The organism is Collimonas sp. OK607, assembly GCF_900111995.1.
In the GTDB taxonomy this organism is placed as follows: Bacteria; Pseudomonadota; Gammaproteobacteria; order Burkholderiales; family Burkholderiaceae_D; genus Collimonas.
In genome coordinates, this window is the sequence record NZ_FOKF01000001.1 from 97,326 (window position 1) to 114,270 (window position 16,945).

Here is a 16,945-nt window from a genome sequence, read left to right on the forward strand (position 1 = left end):
GATGCTCTCGATTTCGAATTTGCATGCCGCGTATGGCAAGGTTGAAGTACTGCACGGCATTTCGCTGGAGGTGCCAAAAGGCAAAGTGGTCACATTGATCGGTTCCAACGGCGCCGGCAAGACCACCACCATGCGCGCAATCTCCGGCATGATCAAGGCCAAATCCGGCAGCGTCACTTTGGCCGGCGTCGACGTTACCGGCCTGGCTTCGCATAAAATCGCCCGTGCCGGACTGGCGCATTCGCCAGAAGGACGACGCGTGTTTGCCACCATGAGCGTGGTCGATAACCTGCTGCTCGGCGCCTTCCCGCGGTTTACCCGCTTGCGTCCGCGCGGCGACATCAAGCTCGATCTGGAACGGGCGCTAGAGCTGTTTCCGCGCCTGAAAGAGCGTCAAAGCCAGCTGGCCGGCACCTTGTCGGGCGGCGAGCAGCAGATGCTGGCAATGGCGCGTGCCGTCATGCTCAATCCGGAGGTGATTTTGCTGGACGAGCCATCGATGGGACTGGCGCCGATCCTGGTGGAAGAAGTGTTCCGCATCATTTCCCGGCTCAAGGAAGATGGCGTGACCATGCTGCTGGTTGAGCAATTTGCGGCAGCCGCATTGAATGTCGCCGATTACGGTTACGTGTTGGAAAACGGGCGGATTTCAGTGCATGGCCCGGCAGAAAAGTTGAAGAACGACCCGGCAGTCAAAGCAGCATATCTGGGTGGCGGGCAGCATTGATACATGCCATTTATTTCCACAGGGAAAATATTTAGTCAAATAAATTGTTTTTAGGCAATTATTTGTAGCAAAGACAGGACTGTAAACAGGGTTTAGTTTTCCACAGTGTTCCGAACGTGAGAATCTGGCAATACCGCGATGCAATGGATGCATAAAGCGGCTAACCATGTTTTCACTTCGGAGCACTCAAAATGAAACAAGACCAGACAGCAAACACGTCCTCCTATCACAGCGAGGACAGCTTCATTCCATCGTCTTTTCCTGGCGGCGTTACTACCGCAGCGCTACCTGAAGAACGCCTGCCATTCACCATCAAGATAGTGAGCGACAAGCAGGCTTTGCAGAAGGCGGTAGGAATTCGTCATGCGGCATATAGTCGTCACCTGCCCGAGCTGGCGCAGAACCTGCGGCGTTTTGAACAGGCTGATCTCGCACCAGATGTGATCGTTCTGCTGGCTGAGTCCAAGCTAGACGGCTCGTCGTTGGGCACGATGCGCATCCAAACCAATCGTTTCAATGCATTGGGGCTGGAGCAATCGGTGACCTTGCCGGATTGGCTGCAGTGCCGACGCTTGGCAGAAGCGACCCGTTTGGGGATAATCGACGGTAAGATCGGTAAGGTAGTCAAAGCTTTACTTTTTAAGGCGTATTTTCAATATTGTGTCGAGAATGGAGTCGATTGGATGGTGATTACCGCGCGCTCCCCCTTGGATAGACAGTACAAGGCGCTCCTCTTCCAAGATGTTTTTCCCGGACAGGGATTTATGCCAATGCAGCACGTTGGCAATCTGCCGCATCGGGTCATGGCTTTTGAAATTGCCACGGCAAAAGCGCGTTGGGCAGCAGCAAAGCATCCGTTGCTGAGTTTGATGTGCGACATACGCCATCCTGATCTGATTCTTGAGCACCCCCCGACACACCCGACGAAAATTAACCCGGTTTTAAGTACCAGAATGGTCGGGCGCAATAGCAGAGGCTTGATAAACCTGTAGATTGATTGCTGGAGCTGGTCTTTCCCCTGACCTCATGTCGAAGGGTGCTATTGTCGTAAAAAAAATATTGCGACATTTTTTTACAGTACAGTAGAACCCTTTGACTTTACGGACACGATGTCTATGTGGCTATTCCATGCCGATACGCCGAAAAGCCGTATCAACACCCTGCGCCCCCAAGATAGGGTAGGGTTTTATTTTTCGGTTGTATTGGTGCCTGTGCTGATTATTGTCTTCACGATTATTGCCTTTGCGAGGCTTGATAGTCGCTTCGGAGAAGCTAGTCCGACGCCGTCGCCATTTCGCGTGCTGAGTGACCCTGCACAGAGTTTTTCGCCAGCGCAGGCATTTCAAGCATTGGCAGGCGAGCCCTTGCGAGCCTATCGTGATACGCAATTGCTGGAGACGCCTTTTTGGTTTTCGTTTTTAGTGCCGGCGACAATTGACTCTGGTCAAACGGAGATTGAATTGCCATCGCGTCATGCCCAGCAGGTGAGTTGTTGGGAAGGCGCAGGTAAACGTTTGCTTGGCGCGGCCAGCCGCGATGAGGTCGTGGGTCAGATCAGGGCCGAAAAGACTGGATTTCTCTTGTCGCTCGTGCCCAGTGCGCAGCCACTGACCGTGCTTTGCAGAGGCACTTTCTCGGGGCCGGCTAGAATTTCGATCCGTCAATGGAGCAGTCTCGCGTTCGAGCGGTCGGAAGCAGAATTTTATCGCGGCATCGGTTTGCTGGAAGGCGGGCTGTTGACATTGACCTTGTTCGTGCTGGTGGCAGCAATCATCAATCGCGAATGGATGTACGTATTGTTTGCCGTCTGGCTGCTGGGAAATTTGCGGCTCAGCGCTAACGCCATGGGGTGGGATGCACATTGGCTGATATGGATGATTCCGAATCAGTGGCTGCCCTTGCTGCGGCAATTCACATTTGCTACGTATTACGTTGTAACTTTTGCTCTGTTCGGCCGACTGTTCAGAGCAGAGCTGAAACAAATCGGTTTTGTTGTCCTGCAAAACATATTGCATGGGGTAGGTTTGATCCTGCTGGTTGCGGCCCTTTTGCTGCCATATGGTCGCTTTTTACCTGTTTTATGGATCGGGACCATCATCGGAACCACAATTTTAGTGTTCTTGCTGGCGCATATCGTGTGGAAGGCGCGTTCCCGAGCTGTGTTTTGGTACTGTGCGTCCATGTTTGTGGTGGTGTTTACCCGGGTCGATGAAGTAGTTGCTGCGGCGTTTGGCATAAAAGCTCTGGATGAAGTATCCAACACAGTGATTGCAGCATTGTTGTCTAGTTTGATGGCGTCGTTTGCCTTTGCTGAGCAAATGCGCGCCGGCAAGCGGGAATTGGCAAACGTTCAGGCCGAACTCCGTACCACCTATGAGGTCACGCCAATAGGCTTGTTTACATTAGCCGCCGACGGCAGTTTTGTGCGCACCAATCCCGCTCTTGAAAAAATTTTAGGCCGGGATGCCAGCGGTCAGTTGTTGAAAAAATGGGACGATTATTTCGAACGTGGTGCACGCGAGAAGTTGCTGCATATCGTTTCCGCAGGCGGCAGCAATGAAGCGGAACTGCGCGGCATCGCCAATGAAGATGGCGAGGCCAGTTTTTACCTGGTTACAGCCACCTTCGCCAATGGCCGCATCGAGGGGTCGTTGCAAGACATTACGGATCGATCCCAGACCGTGCAGCGCTTGCGGTTCTTTGCCGAGCACGACCCGTTGACCGCTGTCCTTAACCGCCGCGGCATTGAAATCATGCTGGAACAAGCGATCGAACGTCAAGCCGATGACCGGCCGCTGGCGTTAGCCTATCTCGATCTGGATCGCTTCAAGCTGATCAATGATCTGTTTGGCCATCATTCCGGCGATGAGGTCCTGAAGCAGCTATGCCAGCGGGTGCAGGAATTGCTGACGGGCGACAGTTACATAGGCCGTATCGGCGGCGACGAGTTCATCCTCCTGTTCCGGGATAAAGATATTGGTGCTGCGACTGATATCTGCCGCGCCATTGTTCAAAAAATCAGCTACCAGTCGTACCACATCGGCGCCCGTGCATTCCAGGTAAAAGGCTCGATAGGGCTGATTGAAGTGGATGCAGGCATGCGCGTCCAGGATGCCATCTCAGCCGCCGATCGCGCGTGCCGGGAAGCCAAGAAGGCGCACGATGAGCATATTGTGGTGTATCAAAAAAATGCGCCGGTATTCCGCGAACGGCTGGAAGAACTCAGCTTGATAGAACGCCTGGGCGGAGAATTCCTGCCGGCAGGTTTGTTTGTCGAAATGCAGCCGATCATGTCGTTGCGCGAACCCGAAGCGTCGCTCAATTTCGAAGTGCTGCTGCGGCTGCGCGATGCGGACAACAAGGTAGTGCCGGCAACCAAGGTGGTTGCGGCAGCGGAAGAAAACGGCAACATTGCCGTGATTGACCGTTGGGTCATGAGCACGGTGCTGGAGTGGCTGGCGCAGCACCAGTCGCAGTTGCCGCTGACAAAATTTGTCTGCGTGAATTTGAGCGGCGCTTCGCTGAATGATGAAAGATTTATCCAGGATCTTTTTGTGATACTGGGGAAACATCCGCAAGTGGTGCCTATGCTATGCATCGAAATCACCGAAAGCGTCGCGCTGCACGATCTGGAGCATACCAGCCGCATCATTCAACGTTTGCAGGCGTTGGGCGCGAAAATCGCGCTGGACGATTTCGGCGCCGGCTATACCTCGTTCACCTACCTCAAGAGCTTGTCCGCAGATGCCTTGAAAATTGATGGTGCTTTCATTCAAAGCATGAACACGCATCCGGCCAATGAGGCGATTGTCGAAGCTATTGTCGAACTGGCGCGCAACCTCGGCATGAAGAGCATCGCCGAATGGGTGGAGGATTGCGCGATGATCGAAGCACTGGCGAAGCTGGGCGTCGATTACGTGCAAGGTTACGTGGTGGCCAAGCCGCAATCGCCGCAAGCGATACTGGCCGCCAGTTCCGCCGCCAGCTTCATCACCGATCCAGCCTTGGCCCGTTTTGTATCCAGCAGGCGCATCGACGGCCAGTCGTGGGGCGAAAGCGATGCAGACTTGCCGGCCACTGGTTTGCACTAGGCTACCCGGAAACGATATGATTACAATTTCATAAAGTTTTTATGAATGCGGCAATTTCTGGTTTTTCCCTCGGTCTTTCACTTATTCTCGCCATCGGTGCACAAAATGCCTTTGTTCTCAAACAAGGGCTTAAGCGCGAGCATGTTTTCCTGGTTTGCCTGACTTGCGCAGCTTCTGACGCTATCCTGATATTGTTCGGCGTAATGGGCCTGGGCATCATCATCGACCGCGCGCCGTGGCTGATGCCTGTCATGCGTTACGGCGGCGCCGCTTTCCTGATCTTGTATGGCGCCAAAAGCTTCATCGCCGCCTGGCGCTCGTCAGACGTGCTGCAGCAGGCTGGAGACATAAGAGCGGCTCTACTGCCAACGTTGCTGACTTGTGCCGCGCTCACGTGGCTTAATCCGCATGTCTACCTCGATACCGTGCTGCTGATCGGTTCCGTTTCAACCCAATTTCCAGGCGAAAGAGGCCAGTTCGCCGCCGGTGCAATGCTGTCGTCGTTCGTCTTCTTTTTTTCGCTGGGTTATGCCGCTGCGTGGCTCCGGCCGATCTTTGCCAAGCCGATGTCGTGGCGTGTGCTGGAGGTTGTTGTCGGGATCACGATGTGGGCTATCGCCTATAAATTACTGAGTGAATAGATGCAGATGCGGGATAGATTGAAATGGCCTGAATCTAGACCGTCACGCTGACAGTTTGTCCAGGCCACAGACTCGCATCCTGTGTTGCAATGACCAGGAAATTTCCTTCTATTAACCGGTATTGGCCGGAATCGGAAATTCGAGAAAGACCGACTTCGATCCAAAGCGGCCAAAGCCGTTTCCGAAAAGCGGCCATTCGTAACGCAAGTTGTGGGTATTTAGGCCCGGTAACGAAGAGCATCAACCAACATGGCGAAGGCCGGCGAAGATTGTCGGCGACTCGCGAAATACAGATGATAGCCAGGAAAGTATGGGCACCAGTCCGTTAGCACGCGAAGCAAACGTCCCGCAGCGATATGATCCTCAACCATGTCTTCGGGAACATAGGCCAACCCGAATCCGGCCAGCACCGCCGTGACAATCTGAGTGCTTGTGTTGAAAATAAGTTGGCCCTCGACGCGTACATTCACCTCGTGCCCCTTTTTCTCAAATTCCCAAGCATATAAGCCACCATAGGTCGGCAATCGCATGCAGATGCAAGTATGGGGCGCCAGATCTTGCGGCGTCGTCGGCGGCGAGTGCTTCGCAAAGTAACTCGGTGCGCCAACCACAGCCATGCGCAGATCAGGGGCGATCCGCACGGCAATCATATCTTTCGCCACTTGATCTCCTAGCCGGACGCCAGCGTCGAAGCGTTCTGCGACGATATCGATCAGGCCATAATTCACGATAAGCTCGACCTTGATATCAGGGAAGTCAGGCAGAAATTTCTCCAGCTTCGGCCACACGACGTTAGTCGCAGCATGTCCCGCGGCCGAAATCCGTATGTTGCCAGCCGGCCTGTCTCGCATGTCGCTGAGTGCGGCAACCTCAACCTCGATCTCGTCCAGCCGAGGCGCTACGGTCGCAAGCAGCCGGTCGCCCGCCTCCGTGGGAGACACGCTACGCGTGGTCCGGGTCAAAAGTCGGACTCCCAGTCTTGTCTCCAATGCACGAATGGTGTGACTGAGCGCTGATTGAGATACACCAAGCTGGGCCGCTGCTTTTGTGAAACTGCCTTCGCGGGCAACTGCAACAAAGGCAACAAGGTCGTTGAAATTTTCTCGCGGCATTCATGAGTCCAATTCATAAGCTCATGCCGATTATAGGCTCTAATCAAATACTGCGGCATCCATTAAATTATAGCCATAGATAAGGAGCTGCTTCTCCCGCACGTTAGTCAGACCCGACTCCTAACTTTAACTTAACGCCAGGAAATTGACATGAAGACACGCAAACTTGGAAACAGCGACTTGATGGTATCGGCGATTGGGCTCGGCTGTATGGGGTTGAGCCACGGCTACGGCCCTGCTGCAGATAAAAATGCGGCGATTGCGCTGATTCGTAAGGCCGTCGATCTTGGAGTCACCTTATTCGATACGGCTGAAGCCTACGGTGCGTCGAATGAAGAGATTGTGGGCGAAGCATTGGCCCCGTACCGTGACAAAGTCATAATCGCCACCAAGTTCGGCTTCAAGGACGGCGATTCTACGAAAGGTCAGGACAGCCGCCCACCACGCATTCGCGCAGTAGCCGAGGCGTCGCTCAAACGCCTCAAGACCGACCGTATCGACCTGTTCTATCAACACCGGGTCGATCCCAATGTGCCGATGGAGGACGTGGCCGGCGCGGTTAAGGACCTTATCGCAGAAGGTAAGGTGAAGCATTTCGGCTTGTCCGAAGCCGGCGTTACGTCGATCCGCCGCGCACATGCAGTCCAGCCCGTTACTGCACTACAAAGTGAATACTCATTGTGGTGGCGTGAACCCGAGACGGAGATTCTGCCCACGCTTGACGAGCTGGGCATCGGCTTCGTACCTTTCAGCCCGTTGGGCAAGGGCTTTCTGACTGGCACGATTGACGAAAATACCTCGTTCTCCAAAGACGACTTCCGCAATATAGTGCCGCGCTTTTCGCCCGAGGCGCGCAAGGCCAATCAATCGCTCGTTGATCTGCTTGGCGCGATAGCTGCCGGGAAACAGGCAACGCAGGCACAGGTTGCCATTGCCTGGCTGCTTTCGCAGAAGCCATGGATCGTACCGATCCCAGGTACGACCAAGCTGCAGCGCCTGGAGGAAAACCTTGGCGCAGCCAGTATCGAATTGAGCACTGAGGATCTCAGTCAGATCGAAGACGCGCTGTCCAAAATAAATGTCGAGGGCGATCGATATCCGGCCCACCTAGCAGCTCGTGCGGGACGTTAATCCCTCATTTATTTTAATCGAAGGTGCAATTATGAAGATGCGTCAACTTGGAACCGGCGGTCTTACCGTTTCGTCTCTTGGCTTGGGAGCTATGAATTTAAGTTTTGGCACCGGCAAGGCAGTCGACGAAAGCGTCGGTATTGACGTGCTACGAGCCGCTTTCGATCGCGGCATTACCTTTTTCGACACGGCTCAAGCCTATGGTCCCTACACCAATGAAATGCTGGTCGGCAAAGCGCTGCAGCCGGTGAGAAAAGACGTCGTTATCGCGACAAAGTTTGGTTTTAAACTGGAGAATGGAGCAACCGTCGGAACGGACAGCCGGCCGGAAACGATTCGCGCCGTCGCCGAAGCGTCGTTGAAAAGCCTCAGAACCGACTACATAGATCTGTTTTATCAGCACCGCGTCGATCCGAATATTCCGATCGAAGAGGTGGTGGGTACATTGAAAGAATTGATACAAGAAGGCAAGGTGCGCCACTACGGATTGTCGGAGGTTGGCGCTGCCAATATCCGCCGGGCCCACGCGGTACATCCAGTTGCGGCGGTGCAAAACCAATATTCTATCTGGACGCGCGAACCGGAAGCTGAAGTGCTCCCTGTCTGCGAGGAGCTCGGCATTGGTTTTGTGCCTTGGGGGCCTTTGGGTACCGGGTTCCTGACCGGAGCGATAGACGCGAATACCCGATTCGATAGCAACACCGACTTGCGCGCATCGTTTCCTCGATTCACGCCGGAGGCCATACAGGCCAACATGCCGGTGGTTGACATGCTTCGCACTATAGCCGCAAGGAAAGGCGCAACACCTGTCCAAATTGCGTTGGCGTGGCTGCTCGCGCAAAAGCCATGGATCGTGCCCATTCCCGGTATGGACAAAATAGCGTACATCGATGACAACCTGAAGTCGGTTGATGTTGAATTGGACGCGGACGATTTACGTGAAATCGAACAGCGGATGTCACAGATCGCCATTCAGGGTGCGCGCCTCGACGATGGCCTGCTTTCGATGTCCGACAAATGAAGCCAAACCAGCATGTCCAGCATGCGGAAATACTGCGGCTGTTAGACGACTATCACGCGGCGATGGTAACTGCGCGCTCGGATATTTTGGAAAATCTGGTCGACAGCGAATTTACGTTGATTCACATCACAGGTTATGTGCAACCAAAGGCGGAATGGTTAAGTGTCGTCCGTAGCCGTGACTTTGACTATCACTCAATTCAAGTGGATGCGTCGACACTGACTGTTGAAGAAATGTCCGGTACTGTCGTGATAAATGGCCGCGGCGTTTTCAATGCCACGATCAACGGTTTGAAGGCCCCCTGGAGGCTGCAATTCACCCTGGAGTTCACTCGGCAAAAAGGTCAATGGAGACTGATGCACGCAAAATATGGCAGCTACTAAGCCTCTTTTACCGTGTGAGGTTTCCTGCCGACGCGGCAGGGATATAAGTTTGGATTCGCAGGCAATATTGAAAACATTATGGAGCTCGAAAATGGAAATGGAATTAAAACGAAGCGGCACGCAACCTTCCAGCAAAGGGCCGGCAGAGTACTTCACCGGCGATGTACGCATTGACCCTCTCTTTAACTTGCCTGAACCCGCGCGGATGATGGGCGCCAACGTAACGTTTGAACCTGGCGCCAGAACCGCCTGGCATACCCATCCATTGGGTCAAGTCTTGATCGTCACGGCCGGATGCGGATGGACACAATGCTTCGGCGGTCCAATCAAGGTGATCAGGCCGGGCGACGTGATCTGGTGTCCGCCCGGCCACAAGCATTGGCACGGTGCTACCAAGAATACTGCCATGACGCATATCGCCATTGTCGAACAGCTAAACGGTAAGGGCGTTGAATGGATGGAAAAGGTTAGCGACGAACAATATCTGGCAGGCACCGATTCCCAATCCAGTTAAACCGAACTCTCACGCAATCAAGTTAAATGATTTTGAAAAAAAGGAGCTCCAAGTGAAAGACGTCATAGTAGTTATTGGATCGGGATCGATCGGTCAAGCAATCGCTCGTCGTGTCAGCGCGGGAAAGCACGTTGTCTTGGCCGACTTGCGCGAGGAGAACGCCAACACAGCTGCGAAAATCTTGACCGACGCCGGATTCGAGGTCAGCACAACTGTCGTGGATGTCTCATCGCGTGCGTCGGTCCATGCTCTTGTTGAGAAGGCGACGTCCCTTGGTACTGTCACTGGCTTAATCCATGCTGCGGGCGTTTCGCCAACCCAGGCGCCACCCGCCACTATCCTGACGGTCGACCTATACGGCACAGCGTTGGTGCTCGAAGAATTTGGCAACGTGATCACTCAAGGGGGAGCGGGCGTGGTGATCGCGTCGCAGTCTGGACACCGTCTTGCTGCGTTGTCCCCAGAGCAGAACAAGGCATTGGCAATTACACCGGCTGACGAACTGCTTGCATTGCCGATGCTTCAGCCAGACAAAGTGACCGACCCGCTCCTTGCATATCAAATTTCCAAGCGAGGGAATTCGCTGCGCGTCATGGCCGAGGCGGTGCGTTGGGGCAAGCGCGGTGCACGGGTCAATACAATTAGCCCTGGCATCATTATTACACCTCTCGCCAACGACGAATTGTCCGGCCCACGCGGCGCAGGATACCGGCGCATGATCGATCTGTGCCCGTCAGGGCGTGCCGGAACTCCTGATGAGGTGGGAAACGTTGGCGCACTGCTTATGGGGCAGGACGGGGCGTTTATCACCGGCAGCGACTTCCTTATGGATGGTGGAGTCACAGCCGCATACTGGTACGGTGACCTTGCACCGTCGTAACAAATTAAGTTGTCAGGTAAGGCTGTCCACGCCAAGGATGCCTAAGGTCAACACATCGCACCTATATTTAATTTCTCGCCGGCGGTGCTTCTTAATGCGCTGCTTTTTTTGAAATTGGTAGTCACTTGCGGTATCGAAAAGCGTCCACAATCAATTCAAATGCCATGGACGGCTGCCGACGACTCGGATAATAAAGGTGGTAACCCGGGAAAGGATTGCACCAGTCTTCGAGCACGCGGATGAGTCGCCCCTCGGCAATATGCGGTTGCACTACCTCCTCCAGAGCAAAGGCTAAACCCATGCCAGCCAGTGTGGCGTTGAGGATTTGATGGAAGCCGTTCAAGATCAGTGTTCCTTCGACGCGGACTTTCAGCTCGTGTTTACCTTTCTTGAAGTCCCACGGAAGCCGGCCGCCGAGGGTGGGCAGACGCACATTGATACAGTCATGATCCGTCAAGTCCTGCGGTTTCTTTGGCCTCGGACGAGCGGCGAAATAAGCAGGCGCGCCGACGACCGCCATCCGCACATCCGGCCCGATACGTACCGCGATCATGTCCTTGGCAATATATTCGCCGAGTCTTACGCCGGCGTCGAAACGCTGTTCGACGATGTCGATCATCCGATAGTCGGTATTGATTTCGACCTTGATGTCGGGAAAGTCCGGCAGCAACTTCATCAGCTTCGGCATCAAAATCGAATCCGCGGCATGCTCGGAAGCTGTGATCCGTATGTTGCCAGCTGGTTTTTCCCTCAGTTCGCTCAGCGCTGCGAGATCCGTCTCGATTCCTTCGAGCCGTGGCCCTACGGTGGCAAGCAGGCGTTCACCTGCATCGGTCGGCGCTACGCGCCGGGTTGTACGCGAGAACAAACGCAGGCGAAGTCGCTCCTCCAGCCCACGAATTGTCTGGCTCAGCGCCGATTGAGACACACCTAGTTTCGCCGCGGCGCGTGTAAAGCTGCCCTCGCGCGCCACCATTACGAAAGCAGTCAGGTCATTAAGGTTCTCTCTCATGATTAATTAGGTGCGCTAATAATGACATGTCGATTATACCGGCTAATCAAATAGCGCTATTGCCATTACAGTAGCGTTATTGATCGGAAACGAGGTGGAAGCACTGTCCTGGAGCATGGCTGATCAATAGGTGCCGGACTACAGATGTCTCGGTCGAATAAGCATGTCATTAAAGGAACTAACAATGAACTATGTCACCCTTAATAATGGGCTCAAGATGCCTGTGCTGGGATTCGGTGTTTTCCAAATACCCGACCCCGCAGAGTGCGAACGCTCCGTTATCGATGCAATCGAGTCGGGCTACCGCCTGATCGATACCGCTACCTCCTACCTCAACGAGGGAGCGGTCGGAAAGGCGATCCGAAACAGCGGCGTAGCTCGGCAGGATTTGTTCGTCACGAGCAAGCTGTGGGTCCAGGACACGGGATACGAGCAGACCAAACTGGCGATCGACAAGTCGTTGCAGCGTCTACAAATGGACTATCTCGATTTGTACCTGATCCATCAACCGTTCGGGGATGTGCACGGCTCGTGGCGCGCGATGGAAGAGGCGTACGGTAACGGTAAGCTGCGCGCCATCGGCGTCAGTAATTTCCACCCTGACCGCCTCATGGATCTCATCGCGTTCAACGAGGTCCCCCCTGCAGTCAACCAGATCGAAGTCAACCCTTTCCATCAGCAAGCAGAAAGTGCTGCCTTCATGCGTGAAAATGGCGTTCAGGCCGAGGCGTGGGCTCCCTTCGCTGAAGGCAAGAACAATTTATTTCAGAACGATCTGCTGGTTGGGATTGCGGAAAAACACGGCAAATCCATTGGGCAGGTTGTGTTGCGCTGGTTGATTCAGCGAAATATTGTGGCGCTCGCCAAAACTGTGCGCCGCGAGCGCATGGCCGAGAACCTGGATGTGTTTGATTTTAGCCTGGATGAAGCGGACATGGCCGGCATTGTCACCCTGGAAACCGGGAAAAGCAGTTTTTTCTCCCATCGCGATCCGGCAATCGTCAAGTGGATGAAAGAACGTCGGCTCGACATCTAACGGGAAAAATAGAAATGGAAACTAAGCGAAAGCCGGGCGTCGTGCGCCGAACGTTCCTGCTGGCAGCGGCAAGCTTGGCAGCAACGCCACTGACTGGCCGTGCCTGCGGGCAGTCCACAACCCGGGGAATCGGCGCAGCCAGTTCGGCACCTACGACGGTGACTGGACGCCGAAAGCTTGGATCGCTGGAAGTCTCCAGTGTGGGCCTCGGCGTCCAGAATATGAGCCGCAACTATCAAACGACAGTGCCAAACCGGTCCGAAATGATCAATATTATCCGGACGGCTTTCGACAGAGGTGTCACCTTTTACGACGCTGCCGAGGCTTACGGGCCGCATGAGGTGGAGCGGATCCTCGGCGAAGGCGCAGCGCCTTTCCGTAATCAGGTCGTGATTGCATCCAAGTTCGGTTGGAATATCGATCTCGAGACAGGCCAGCGGCGCCCCGGGCTCAACAGCCGGCCAGCCCACATCAAGCAGGCCGTGGAAGGCATGCTAAAGCGCCTGCGGACCGATCGCATCGATCTCCTGTATCAGCACCGCGTGGACCCGCAAGTCCCCATCGAAGATGTAGCCGAGGCAGTCAAGGATCTGATGGCGGAAGGAAAGGTCCTGCATTGGGGACTGTCCGAGATGGGGCCCAACACACTGCGACGCGCTCATGCCGCGCTACCCGTCAGCGCCGTTCAGAGCGAATATTCGATGCTGTGGCGTGGGCCGGAAAATGGCACAATCCCGCTGTGCCAGGAACTCGGGATAGGCTTCGTTCCATGGAGTCCGCTGGGGGTTGGGTTCCTTGCCGGTGCGATTGACGCAAACACGCGGTTCGCTGACGGTGACATTCGCAAGCTCGAATCCCGATTCTCGCAGGAAAACCTACCCCACAACTTGGCGCTTGTGGACTTGGCAAAGAGCTGGGCTGTGCGAAAACAAACCTCTCCCGCCCGAATCGCGTTGGCATGGCTGATGGCGCAAAAACCTTGGATTGTTCCCATTCCCGGAACCACGCAGATGGCACATATGCTCGACAACATCGGCGCAAGCGCCGTTCGGCTCACGGCGTCTGAAGTTGCCGAGCTGAACAGGTCTATTTCGGCGGTCCAGATCCGTGGGGCGCGGCTTCCCGAATCTGTGCTGGTCTTTTCCGGTGTTGAGGCGCCTCCCAAATTCTGATCTGGCGGCCGGATGCGCGTCGGGGATGTCTGCTTTTGACTATGGCTTCAACCCTTTGGTGACCCTCAGGTCGCTCCAAACCGGCTACTCAACGTGTAGCGTAACCATTTAATTTTCCCCTGGCATACGCCTCAGATGACGAATGGTGAACGCATGAAGCTCTCCGGCTGACGACTATTTTTTTGATGCACCCTGGCTATCCAGTAGGGTGAGTATCTGATACGCAGCAGTCACTCTTTGATCGATCGGATAGGATTTATTGGCCAGGATCACAATGCCGATTTTTTTAGATGGAATAAAGGCTGCATAGGTGGAAAAGCCGTTCGTCGAACCGGTTTTGTTGATCAGCACGTCCGCTTGAGGTGGCAACGGCGGGTTTAGCTTGTTTGCAACTGTCCCTTGATAGATAACACCGGGGTCGTTACCGGCCAGCAGTTGTTTCAACTCTACAGGATAAGGGTATTGCTCCCATATCAAATCTTGCGTAAATTCGCCCGACCTGAAATATCCTGTGTGAGTGTCCGTGACCGCACGTTGAAGTTTTTCGCTAAGCCTGTTCCCCTGGATGTTATCGTCAATAAATCGGATCAAGTCCGCCGAGCCTGATTTCACGCCGTATGCTTCGGACGCCAGAATCCCGGGATTCACTCTGACTGGTACATCCTTTGCCGTGTAACCTTGCGCGTAATCCTTCATCTGGTCCGCTGGCACATTGATGTAGCTATGCGTCATGCCAAGCTCAGGGAATAACTTCTTTTCAAGCGCGTCCTCAAAAGACACGTTCATACTTTTGGCCGCAATCATGCCAAGCATTCCTATACTCAGATTGGAGTATTTCCTGTATGTGCCGGCTGCATGAACAGGCTCCCAATGCTTGAAGTAAGCCATTAACTGATCGGTATTCTCTATATTGTCCGGCGCCTGCAGAGGAAGGCCGCCCGCAGTATGCGTGCCCAGATTCAGCAGGCTGATATTGTCAAAGCTACTGCCGCGCAAGGAAGGAAAATATTTTCCCGGGCTGTCAGAGAGTGAAAGATCTCCATTGACTTGAGCATAAGACGCCAGCGTCGCCGTAAATGTTTTGCTGAGCGACCCGATCTCAAAAAGCGTCTTGTTGGTAATGCGTTGCTGTGTTTCTTTTGACGTTACACCATAGTTGTAGAAATAATTATGGCCATTGACGGTCACTGCGATTGCCATGCCGGGAATGCTGTACTTCTGTATCAGTGGCTGGATAGTTGCATCTACCGTATCGGTGATCCTGGATTGATCGACGGTGCCTGCCGCATAGCTACTTGCAGCGAGTAAATATACTGAGAAAGATAGTAGTTTTAGTGTGTTCATGGCTTTTTAGGCGCGTTGAGCAATAACTCTCAATTTGACCAATTAATATTTCTAGGGCAGCGATCTTTTCATTCAAGCGACAGCGCCGAATTCTAGAGGCCGTTGTTTGGAAGCTGGAGCGTTAGTCGCGGCGCTCTGTGTACTAGCTGTTTTTCAAAAGATACAACCTTGGCAGGTCAGCTGGCAATTTTGTAAAACGACAATGTCCGCTTTTGGCGAAATGTTCGCAAGCGAGAATAATTTTGGTAACGGCATAGAAAATCTTATGATTAAGTTGCGCCGCAAGATTGATCGGGGGGCAAGAATGGTGGTGCAAGGACAAATGGGGATTGTCGTGGCAGATCACGCCACGCGCCCTGACGGCCGCGATCACCGATCCTGATCGTGCTGCGGCCAAGCGTGCATTCGAAGCCATGATGACGATGCGAAAGATCGATATCGCTGCGATTGAAGCGGCTCGGCACGGTTGAATCCGCAGTTGGAATCGGACCAGCGTCCCGACAACTAATTACCCGGGAATCTCAGCCTCAACCAATTGCGCAAGAAGAGTGAGCGATTCTTGCCACCCTAGATAGCAAGCCTCTGGTGGAATGGCTTCCGGTATGCCTTCTTGCACGATGTTTACTTCAGTGCCGCAGGAGACCTTTTGTAAAGAAACGGTCGTCTGCATTTTCCCCGGCAAATTAGGATCGTCGAATGTGTCCGTATGCCGAATTCGTTCGTTCGGTATCAGCTCGAGATACTCGCCGCCAAAGGAATGACTATTTTTCGTGGCGAAGTTCGTGAACGACATTTTATAGGTGCCACCCACTTTCGCATCAAGATGGTGGACCTTACCTGTGAAACCATTTGGCGGCAGCCATTTAGCCATCGCGTCGGCATCAAGAAACGCTCGATAGATTCTCTCCGGAGGCGCCCGGAGCACGCGATGAAAGCGAACTATGTTCGTAGCCATGATTCCTTTGCCTTTCTCATCGATGTGATGACTGATTTTGTCAGGATTTACAGCATGAGCATACACCTGAGGCGTCTGACCGGTAAAATGGCGGCAGACGCTGAGTGCGCCATCTATCAACATTGAGCAGAGAATCTTATGAGCGCAATTCCTGAACTTACCCTTAAACACCTTGTATTCTGGAAATTGAAAGAACATGCCGAAGGCGCCGACAAGGCCAGCAATGCTTTGCAGATGAAAGGCATGCTGGACGGCTGCGCCGGCATAGTGCCGGGCATGCTCAGGTTCGAAGTCGCGATTGCCCAGCCAGGGCTGGAAGCAACCTATGACGTGGTGCTCAATTCCGAGTTCACCTCGCAGGCGGCACTGGATGCCTACCAGAACCATCCGACCCACGTGGCGATCAAGCCATTTTTCGGCGCGGTACGGGAAGCGCGCCAATGCATGGATTACCTGAGCTGATCGGCGACCATGTTTCCTTCACATATTTTCCCTATCGATAATCCATTCCTGACCTATCTCGGGGTTGAATTCGTCGAAATGGGCGATGGCGCGGCCGAACTGGCGTTGACTTTGCAGCCGCATCACATGAATAGCTGGCAAGTCACCCACGGCGGGGTTTCGATGACTATGCTGGATGTGGTCATGGCCTTGGCCGGCCGTTCGCTGTACCCGCAAGCCGAGGCGGCGGTCACGGTTGAAATGAAAACAAGTTTTCTGCAGCCTGCGGGGCAAACCGGCGCCCGCATCGTGGCCAAGGGCCGCGCGTTCCATCGTTCCACCACCATGTGCTTTTGCGATGCCGAGTTATGGCACGGCGACCATCTGGTGGCGAAGGCGATGGGAACCTTCAAATATCTCAAGCATCATCGTGCGGCGCTGAAGATCAAGCCGGGTTGATGCAAAATAGAGAATAGAAAACGCAA

17 protein-coding genes and 1 pseudogene are annotated in these 16,945 nt (G+C 54.0%); 14 read left to right on the forward strand and 4 right to left on the reverse strand.

The genetic code is table 11. The features are described from left to right. The first annotated feature begins 1 nt into the window (after nucleotide 1). From BM029_RS00460 to BM029_RS00475, 4 genes are all read left to right on the forward strand, one after another. Entirely contained in the window at nucleotides 2-727 is a 726-nt protein-coding gene (locus BM029_RS00460; protein WP_092431629.1) for an ABC transporter ATP-binding protein, read from the forward strand. A gap of 191 nt (nucleotides 728-918) precedes the next feature. Next, a complete protein-coding gene (locus tag BM029_RS00465) occupies nucleotides 919-1,719 on the forward strand; it encodes an N-acyl amino acid synthase FeeM domain-containing protein (RefSeq protein ID WP_092431631.1) in 801 nt (266 codons plus the stop codon). Nucleotides 1,720-1,836: 117 nt separating this feature from the next. Continuing rightward, on the forward strand, nucleotides 1,837-4,818 hold the full coding sequence (locus BM029_RS00470; protein WP_244544836.1) for a putative bifunctional diguanylate cyclase/phosphodiesterase: 2,982 nt from the start codon (nucleotides 1,837-1,839) through the stop codon (nucleotides 4,816-4,818). Nucleotides 4,819-4,859: 41 nt separating this feature from the next. After that, the gene (locus tag BM029_RS00475) at nucleotides 4,860-5,459 is read left to right on the forward strand and encodes a LysE/ArgO family amino acid transporter (RefSeq protein ID WP_092431633.1); all 600 of its coding nucleotides are present in this window, start codon (nucleotides 4,860-4,862) and stop codon (nucleotides 5,457-5,459) included. 218 nt (nucleotides 5,460-5,677) lie between these two features. On the opposite strand, the gene BM029_RS00480 is transcribed toward BM029_RS00475, so the two are convergent. Then, the gene (locus tag BM029_RS00480; RefSeq protein ID WP_092431635.1) at nucleotides 5,678-6,571 is read right to left on the reverse strand and encodes a LysR family transcriptional regulator; all 894 of its coding nucleotides are present in this window, start codon (nucleotides 6,569-6,571) and stop codon (nucleotides 5,678-5,680) included. Nucleotides 6,572-6,721: 150 nt separating this feature from the next. On the opposite strand from BM029_RS00480, the gene BM029_RS00485 reads away from it, so the two are divergent. The 5 genes from BM029_RS00485 (at nucleotide 6,722) to BM029_RS00505 (ending at nucleotide 10,500) form a co-directional block, all read left to right on the forward strand. Then, on the forward strand, nucleotides 6,722-7,702 hold the full coding sequence (locus BM029_RS00485) for an aldo/keto reductase (RefSeq protein ID WP_092431638.1): 981 nt from the start codon (nucleotides 6,722-6,724) through the stop codon (nucleotides 7,700-7,702). A 31-nt stretch (nucleotides 7,703-7,733) separates the two neighbouring features. Further along, complete coding sequence (locus BM029_RS00490; RefSeq protein ID WP_092431640.1) at nucleotides 7,734-8,723, forward strand: aldo/keto reductase; 990 nt, start codon at nucleotides 7,734-7,736, stop codon at nucleotides 8,721-8,723. Further along, nucleotides 8,720-9,106, forward strand: coding sequence for a nuclear transport factor 2 family protein (locus tag BM029_RS00495; RefSeq protein ID WP_092431643.1), 387 nt, complete (start codon nucleotides 8,720-8,722; stop codon nucleotides 9,104-9,106). The genes BM029_RS00490 and BM029_RS00495 overlap by 4 nt, the downstream gene beginning before the upstream one ends. Before the next feature lie 97 nt (nucleotides 9,107-9,203). Further along, nucleotides 9,204-9,620, forward strand: coding sequence for a (R)-mandelonitrile lyase (locus tag BM029_RS00500; RefSeq protein WP_092432013.1), 417 nt, complete (start codon nucleotides 9,204-9,206; stop codon nucleotides 9,618-9,620). A 52-nt stretch (nucleotides 9,621-9,672) separates the two neighbouring features. Continuing rightward, complete coding sequence (locus tag BM029_RS00505) at nucleotides 9,673-10,500, forward strand: SDR family oxidoreductase (RefSeq protein ID WP_092431645.1); 828 nt, start codon at nucleotides 9,673-9,675, stop codon at nucleotides 10,498-10,500. A gap of 121 nt (nucleotides 10,501-10,621) precedes the next feature. Here the strand turns inward: BM029_RS00505 and BM029_RS00510 are convergent, their stop codons facing one another. Further along, nucleotides 10,622-11,512, reverse strand: a complete 891-nt coding sequence (locus tag BM029_RS00510) for a LysR family transcriptional regulator (protein ID WP_092431647.1) — start codon at nucleotides 11,510-11,512, stop codon at nucleotides 10,622-10,624. A 184-nt stretch (nucleotides 11,513-11,696) separates the two neighbouring features. Here BM029_RS00510 and BM029_RS00515 point away from each other — a divergent pair, with 184 nt between their 5' ends. Together BM029_RS00515 and BM029_RS00520 are read left to right on the forward strand one after the other, a co-directional pair. Further along, on the forward strand, nucleotides 11,697-12,548 hold the full coding sequence (locus BM029_RS00515) for an aldo/keto reductase (protein ID WP_092431648.1): 852 nt from the start codon (nucleotides 11,697-11,699) through the stop codon (nucleotides 12,546-12,548). Between the two features lie 14 nt (nucleotides 12,549-12,562). Continuing rightward, nucleotides 12,563-13,720: an aldo/keto reductase gene (locus BM029_RS00520; protein WP_092431650.1), complete on the forward strand. Its 1,158-nt coding sequence runs from the start codon at nucleotides 12,563-12,565 to the stop codon at nucleotides 13,718-13,720. A 174-nt stretch (nucleotides 13,721-13,894) separates the two neighbouring features. Here BM029_RS00520 and ampC read toward each other — a convergent pair whose 3' ends face one another. Then, nucleotides 13,895-15,064, reverse strand: coding sequence for a class C beta-lactamase (ampC, locus tag BM029_RS00525; RefSeq protein WP_092431651.1), 1,170 nt, complete (start codon nucleotides 15,062-15,064; stop codon nucleotides 13,895-13,897). A gap of 293 nt (nucleotides 15,065-15,357) precedes the next feature. On the opposite strand from ampC, the pseudogene BM029_RS00530 reads away from it, so the two are divergent. Beyond that, a pseudogene (locus BM029_RS00530) lies at nucleotides 15,358-15,534 on the forward strand (VOC family protein); the annotation flags it as partial. 38 nt (nucleotides 15,535-15,572) lie between these two features. Here the strand turns inward: BM029_RS00530 and BM029_RS00535 are convergent. After that, a complete protein-coding gene (locus BM029_RS00535; RefSeq protein ID WP_092432016.1) occupies nucleotides 15,573-16,019 on the reverse strand; it encodes an SRPBCC family protein in 447 nt (148 codons plus the stop codon). 138 nt (nucleotides 16,020-16,157) lie between these two features. On the opposite strand from BM029_RS00535, the gene BM029_RS00540 reads away from it, so the two are divergent. Both BM029_RS00540 and BM029_RS00545 read left to right on the forward strand, forming a co-directional pair. Further along, nucleotides 16,158-16,481 carry a Dabb family protein gene (locus BM029_RS00540; RefSeq protein WP_092431652.1) on the forward strand — a complete coding sequence of 108 codons (324 nt, stop codon included), beginning with the start codon at nucleotides 16,158-16,160 and terminating at the stop codon, nucleotides 16,479-16,481. A 9-nt stretch (nucleotides 16,482-16,490) separates the two neighbouring features. Continuing rightward, nucleotides 16,491-16,919 carry a PaaI family thioesterase gene (locus tag BM029_RS00545; RefSeq protein ID WP_092431654.1) on the forward strand — a complete coding sequence of 143 codons (429 nt, stop codon included), beginning with the start codon at nucleotides 16,491-16,493 and terminating at the stop codon, nucleotides 16,917-16,919. The last annotated feature ends 26 nt before the right edge of the window (nucleotides 16,920-16,945 follow it).

Excerpts from the sequence above, each read along its gene's own strand:
- BM029_RS00460 (WP_092431629.1), top strand. The coding sequence starts at position 2 with ATGCTCTCGATTTCGAATTTGCATGCCGCGTATGGCAAGGTTGAAGTA.
- BM029_RS00465 (WP_092431631.1), top strand. The coding sequence starts at position 919 with ATGAAACAAGACCAGACAGCAAACACGTCCTCCTATCACAGCGAGGAC.
- BM029_RS00470 (WP_244544836.1), top strand. The coding sequence starts at position 1,837 with ATGTCTATGTGGCTATTCCATGCCGATACGCCGAAAAGCCGTATCAAC.
- BM029_RS00475 (WP_092431633.1), top strand. The coding sequence starts at position 4,860 with ATGAATGCGGCAATTTCTGGTTTTTCCCTCGGTCTTTCACTTATTCTC.
- BM029_RS00480 (WP_092431635.1), bottom strand. The coding sequence starts at position 6,571 with ATGCCGCGAGAAAATTTCAACGACCTTGTTGCCTTTGTTGCAGTTGCC.
- BM029_RS00485 (WP_092431638.1), top strand. The coding sequence starts at position 6,722 with ATGAAGACACGCAAACTTGGAAACAGCGACTTGATGGTATCGGCGATT.
- BM029_RS00490 (WP_092431640.1), top strand. The coding sequence starts at position 7,734 with ATGAAGATGCGTCAACTTGGAACCGGCGGTCTTACCGTTTCGTCTCTT.
- BM029_RS00495 (WP_092431643.1), top strand. The coding sequence starts at position 8,720 with ATGAAGCCAAACCAGCATGTCCAGCATGCGGAAATACTGCGGCTGTTA.
- BM029_RS00500 (WP_092432013.1), top strand. The coding sequence starts at position 9,204 with ATGGAATTAAAACGAAGCGGCACGCAACCTTCCAGCAAAGGGCCGGCA.
- BM029_RS00510 (WP_092431647.1), bottom strand. The coding sequence starts at position 11,512 with ATGAGAGAGAACCTTAATGACCTGACTGCTTTCGTAATGGTGGCGCGC.
- BM029_RS00515 (WP_092431648.1), top strand. The coding sequence starts at position 11,697 with ATGAACTATGTCACCCTTAATAATGGGCTCAAGATGCCTGTGCTGGGA.
- BM029_RS00520 (WP_092431650.1), top strand. The coding sequence starts at position 12,563 with ATGGAAACTAAGCGAAAGCCGGGCGTCGTGCGCCGAACGTTCCTGCTG.
- ampC (WP_092431651.1), bottom strand. The coding sequence starts at position 15,064 with ATGAACACACTAAAACTACTATCTTTCTCAGTATATTTACTCGCTGCA.
- BM029_RS00535 (WP_092432016.1), bottom strand. The coding sequence starts at position 16,019 with ATGGCTACGAACATAGTTCGCTTTCATCGCGTGCTCCGGGCGCCTCCG.
- BM029_RS00540 (WP_092431652.1), top strand. The coding sequence starts at position 16,158 with ATGAGCGCAATTCCTGAACTTACCCTTAAACACCTTGTATTCTGGAAA.
- BM029_RS00545 (WP_092431654.1), top strand. The coding sequence starts at position 16,491 with ATGTTTCCTTCACATATTTTCCCTATCGATAATCCATTCCTGACCTAT.